4 protein-coding genes are annotated in these 5,690 nt (G+C 28.9%); all 4 read left to right on the forward strand.

The genetic code is table 11. The annotated features are described in order from the left end of the window. Positions 1 to 824 precede the first annotated feature (824 nt). The 4 genes from HPY60_10485 to HPY60_10500 all read left to right on the forward strand — a co-directional run bounded on the left by HPY60_10485 (position 825) and on the right by HPY60_10500 (position 5,352). Positions 825 to 1,622, forward strand: a complete 798-nt coding sequence (locus HPY60_10485; protein NPV51603.1) for a class I SAM-dependent methyltransferase — start codon at positions 825 to 827, stop codon at positions 1,620 to 1,622. A gap of 1,116 nt (positions 1,623 to 2,738) precedes the next feature. Further along, complete coding sequence (locus HPY60_10490; GenBank protein ID NPV51604.1) at positions 2,739 to 2,957, forward strand: hypothetical protein; 219 nt, start codon at positions 2,739 to 2,741, stop codon at positions 2,955 to 2,957. 520 nt (positions 2,958 to 3,477) lie between these two features. Beyond that, positions 3,478 to 4,242 (forward strand): FkbM family methyltransferase, encoded by a 765-nt coding sequence (locus tag HPY60_10495; GenBank protein ID NPV51605.1) that lies wholly within the window; start codon positions 3,478 to 3,480, stop codon positions 4,240 to 4,242. 3 nt (positions 4,243 to 4,245) lie between these two features. Further along, the gene (locus tag HPY60_10500) at positions 4,246 to 5,352 is read left to right on the forward strand and encodes a glycosyltransferase family 4 protein (GenBank protein ID NPV51606.1); all 1,107 of its coding nucleotides are present in this window, start codon (positions 4,246 to 4,248) and stop codon (positions 5,350 to 5,352) included. Positions 5,353 to 5,690: the final 338 nt, after the last annotated feature.

Raw genomic sequence — 5,690 nt, forward strand, 5'->3', positions numbered from 1 at the left:
AAAAAAAAAACGTGAAAAAGCTCTGGAATTATTCTTATAATATTTCGACTTGTTAAATTATAAAACTAGTAAGAAAGGTTTATTCACGAATAATTAAAGAAGACATACCTTTTTTGAAGACTACAAAAAAGACTTTTCTACCTCTAAAGGTCACTACGCAGGATTCAAAAAATTACATCTTAGCAGTAAAATATGAAACATTAAGAGCACTATCAAAACTAATCTATCGTGGTTAAACCCCATAATAAAAATATTCGATTAATAATGCATGAACTCAAAAGAAGAAAAAGAAGAAGATTTATAAGAAAAGAACAGCTAGTAATTGTAGATAGGGTTTTAACTGTTAAATGTAATTATCTAACGGTATAAACAAATACAAAAATTTCTTCATTTAATATTTCCAATGAAAAACCAATATTAGAAGTGTTAATAGATAAAATAATAAATCCTTTAGATTATATTAACTGAAAACAATTACGAACAATTTATCAAGAGTTACGAAACCTATTATTCGAATTACTTCCCAAATAAGAGGATATTCGCCGAACAAAATTGAAAATCGATCGAAAAAGTATTCCAATTTCTCAAAGAAAAATTATGATTAGGCCATATACACTCAAACCCAAACTTTCCGCCTATTAAAAGCCTACATAAATGTATTTTTATTAGGAATAATAATATTCTACGGCTTAAACGAAACCCAAGAAATTTACGCATTGACAAACTCCACATAAAACAGACAAGCTTAATCATATATATTTTAAAGGTCTATATCATAAACTGTAAAATCTTAAGTTGAATATAATAAAAAGATTGGGACGATTATGAAAAACACATCATCTGAAAATCAAAAAGAATTTTATGAAAAATGCTACGATAGAGATACAAGCATATATTCAATTCCTAAAGACGATGACTTTATCTATGGACAAATACTCAAACAAATCCGCCCCTATTTAAGCCCTGGTCTAGAGGTATTGGATTTAGGATGCAATAATGGTACTTTAAGTTTATATATGGCAAAGTGTGGATGTGAAGTTACAGGAATAGACATTGCAAGTAATGCAATAGAATCTGCTAAAAATAACAGAGATCATCATAAATTATACAATGCTAAATTCAAGTCAATTGATTTTATTTCTGATTGGAATGAAGAAGCAGCCTTTGATTTTATTATTTGTAATCATGTTATTGAGCATGTTCCACAAGATGATATATTTTTAAAGAAAATCTTTGAATCTCTAAAAATTGGTGGAAATCTATTATTGATCACCCCAACATCCTATTCATCTCTTGTTTTTATGAGTAAATTATTTACAGGAAAATTTGAGCATGATGAGAAAGTTGGACATCTACGCCGTTATAATAAAAATCAAATTAAATATTTAGTTGAACAATCCGGATTTAAAATAAACAAGATACAATATTTAGACAGTGCTTTACGCGATTGGTTAATTCTTTTCAAACCTCTGAATATGCTAAAAAAATTATCATCTTATCCTCCGTTAGGGAAAGTAATTAATTTAACGGATTTCTTATTAGCAAATATATATTTCTTCCCGGCAGCCATTAGTATACATGCATATAAAGACAATCAAACGAAAATTTATAAAAATAAATAAACTAAACAGATTAATGGTTATTCTATAGGCTTAAATAATCTTTTAAATTCAATTCATTGGTACATTCACTAAGCATCACAGATAGACTTAATACAACTTGATTATAATAAAAATATAAAATTGTATTGTTTGGAGCTAGTATCTAAAGATAAGTAAATAAGATGAATTTTTCTTTCATTCTCCCTCAGAACCATATTATGTTCATGCAAAGAAAATAAATAGATAAATAGCTTAAAAAAGATTTTAAAGATTTTCGAACTCGATAATTAAAAAATAGGGTAATTTAATCTAACTTTTTTAAATAATAATAGATAAAAATTATAAAATTCCATAACTATTTTTATAATTATGTAGGTTATTAATTGTTAGATTTAATGTGAAAATCTGGGCAATTAAACTGATCTTTTGCTTAAATCTGTGCGTATTATATCTGTTTTATAAAATTACATTCTTAAGAATTGTTATATTGATTTTAAAGGATTTTTATATAGAAAACTTAAATAATGACTTTTACATAATATTTTTGGCGATTAAAATGAAAATACCATTAGCTCGCGCTTTAAAAAACCTTAAATGTAACTTGTTGGAAGTAATATATTTATAGATATCGACTCATGGAGAAACCCTGTAGAAAATAAGTCTAAAAGAGTATGAAACCCGTTAATAAGGTGTTAAGCGCTATATAAATTAGATTAATTGCCATGTTTTATGGAATTGATATTAAATATGTTGTTATTCAGTTAAATAACAGTAAGAGTTAAGAAAAGTATTCATGTTTTATCAACTTAGGTTATCTGGAAATTTCAGAGTTTTCTTCACGTTTTGAAGATGCAAGTACTATCAATTTTGTTTTAAAAAGTCTGATATAAAGAATTTAAAAGGGGATATAATTGAAAATAGGAAGAATAATCATTTGATTCAATTGATATCCGTATTTAGAATATAATCTTGACAAAAAAGTATTATGATGATCGAACTTTTAGAAGAAAAACGGGCTAGGAATTATAACTTCTCTAGCTCCAAAAAGTAATTATATTGGAGGCAATTAACAAATAGTAATGGATATATGACACTTGTAAAACCCATATGACCATGCTATTCCACTCCGGTGTTCATGTGAAGTTCAAATTTTATCTTGAAATCCTGGAAGACCTAAAAAGAAGAAGAATACTAAAAAATGAGACTTTAATTGCCCTGAAAGGCTATTTCATCTTTAAAAACTATTATTCTGGATTAACTGGACTAATAATAATCGTTCCTTTAATCCGATTAAAGAAAAATACACGAAAAAACAGAGTTTTTCAGCCAATTAAACTACCCCTTATAGTTGTGTAGCGTGGAAACTCCACTGAAAACATTTGTAAAACGTCTAGTAACTAAATTAGATAAATTATACAATAAAATGGACTGCTTTAAAAGTCCATATAAAAAGCAAAATTGAAGACTTTAACACCAATACTTATAAGAACATAGTGGGATATGAAAAGTACCTTTTTATGCATAACAATCAGTAGCAAAAAAACCACAGATCATAAGATTACTTTAAGAGCCTTAGAGTAATCCAAACTTAAAGCCGATGACAAGCAACAACAACTGCTGAAATGAAAAAACCTAACACCCTATATTGTTATAATGAAATTGATTAAATCTTTCTACAATAATTTAAATTAATCCATTGGAAAAGTTTATTAATGCTTCAATTAAAAGACTACCTAACTCTTAATATTTAATATTAAAGTCTTATAAGCTCTAAATCATAATCATCATAGAATATTGCTAAACAATCTATTAATAAAATAATAATTATACTCTAAAGCAGATTTGAAGATTATTCACAAACATTATGGGAGATATGATGTCAATTAAGAAAATAATACACAGACTTAAATGGACCTTTTTTACAAGAACCGGAGCGAAAGAAACCATAATAAACACAGAACATGGTTTTAAATTTATTGTTAGGTTTAGTAGTGGTTCCGCTTTCCTTTTATATTTCGGGAAATATGAAATAGAAGAAATAGATTTAATTAAGAAATTTGTTAAACCTGGAATGACAGTTTTTGACATTGGGGCAAATGTTGGATATATATCTCTTTTAATGGCCAATCTAATTGGTAGTAACGGAAAACTGTTTTCATTTGAGCCAAATCCCAATATTTATTCCCTTTTAAATGAAAATATTGAAATTAATCCTATTTTGAATGATGGTAGAATCATCACTGAACAAATAGCCCTCAGTACTTCAGACGACAAAATGAAGTTTTTTTGTCCGATAGAAGGTCATGAAGGTTTAGGTGGATTAAAAGATACTAAAAGAGCTCCTTTAGAAAAGGTAATAGAAGTTAATGTAAAAAAACTGGATGATTATGTAACTGAAAATAACATAAAAAACATTGATTTCATTAAAATGGACGTTGAAGGTGGTGAATTAGATGTGATTAAAGGAGGACTCAAAACAATAGAAACAATGAAACCAATAATCCTATTTGAAGCTACTGACCTCAACACAACCCCTTATAATTACAAAGTAAAAGATCTAATCCTTTTTTTAGAAGAATTTGGTTATAATGTTAAAGCAACGGATAGTGAGAATTTTATTGCAATACCTGAGGATGGTTGATGAATGAAAATAATAGTTGATGGAACTGTTCTCGAACAGCCAGCTACTGGAATTGCCAAAAGTTTGTTAGAACTATACAAAAAATGCATAGAGCTCGACCATTCACTAGAAGTGACAGTGATTCATAGAAAACCTCTCAAAATTAGTCTTCCTAATGGAATAAAATCTAAACAAATCAGTATAAATTTTACAGATAAACTCAACATTAATAACATCCTATGGCGCTATGTAATATTGCCATGTTATATACTGAAGAATCGACCCAAATTTGTACATTTCCCCTGGAACGGCAACGTCCCCCCATTCATTAGGGTTTATACAAATATAGTGCTAACTATTCATGATGTTTTACCTTTGACCATTCCTGATTACTTTAAATCAAAAAATGAGAGAGATAAATATATAAAGAGTTTACAAACCAGTATTAATCGCTCCAAAAAAATATTCACAGTATCAGAATATTCAAAAAAAGAAATCCTTCAAAATTTTGTAGTAGATGTGGATATAGAAGTGATTTTACATGGGTCAACTCTTAAAAAAGTGAAAACTGAAAGCAAAGGCAATCCTAAGTTCAAATATTTTCTCTATGTAGGAGGTTATGATCCACGTAAAGGACTGGAAAAATTGCTGAAAGTATTTTTAAAACTACATGAAGAAAAAAAGTTAAGAAATAAACTGGTTCTAACCGGATCTAAAAACTATTTTTCACCATCTTTTAAGAATTTAGTTACTGAAGGAGTAAATTCAGGCATAGTTATAGAAAAAGGCTATATAACTGATGAAGAGTTGTCTTTACTTTACTCCAATGCCACTGCATTAATATATCCCTCGAAATATGAAGGATTTGGGCTTCCTGTTTTGGAAGCCATGTCTATGGGATGTCCGGTAATAACTACGAAATGTACATCGATACCTGAAGTTTGTGGAGATGCTGCGTATTATGTGGATGTTGACAATGAAATAAATTTATCTGAGGCCTTAATAAAGTTAGAAACTGATGTAAACCTACAAAAAAGCCTTATAAATAAAGGAAAACAACGCGCGTCAAAATTCTCCTGGTCATCCTCAGCAAAAATATTCTTGGAAAAATTAATGAAAAATCAAAAGTAATTATATTTTTTTATTCTTAAAAATAGAAACAAAATGACTTATGTCCTACCATTAATTGTTTAGCTTAGAGAGAGTTTGTGCAAGCTCAGATAACACAAATATAACCAATTCTGAACAAAAAATTGGTACAACAAATCCCGTGAACTATGCCGCTGCAGGACCTTTATATTTAACATACGCAAATTGCCGAAGCGGCGAACTGAACACAAAGATACATAGAAAACAACAACAAACTACCCACCACCACAACCATCAACGGAACCAAACTCAACGGAAACCCCACCACCATCCAAATAGACATGCCCTCCTTCCTCAAACTACTCACACAAACCACACTA

Origin of the sequence: Methanofastidiosum sp. (assembly GCA_013178285.1) — an archaeon.
Lineage (GTDB): Archaea > Methanobacteriota_B > Thermococci > Methanofastidiosales > Methanofastidiosaceae > Methanofastidiosum.

Bases quoted from the DNA above. Each gene is read 5' to 3' on its own strand.
- HPY60_10485 (NPV51603.1), top strand. From the start codon at position 825: ATGAAAAACACATCATCTGAAAATCAAAAAGAATTTTATGAAAAATGC.
- HPY60_10495 (NPV51605.1), top strand. From the start codon at position 3,478: ATGTCAATTAAGAAAATAATACACAGACTTAAATGGACCTTTTTTACA.
- HPY60_10500 (NPV51606.1), top strand. From the start codon at position 4,246: ATGAAAATAATAGTTGATGGAACTGTTCTCGAACAGCCAGCTACTGGA.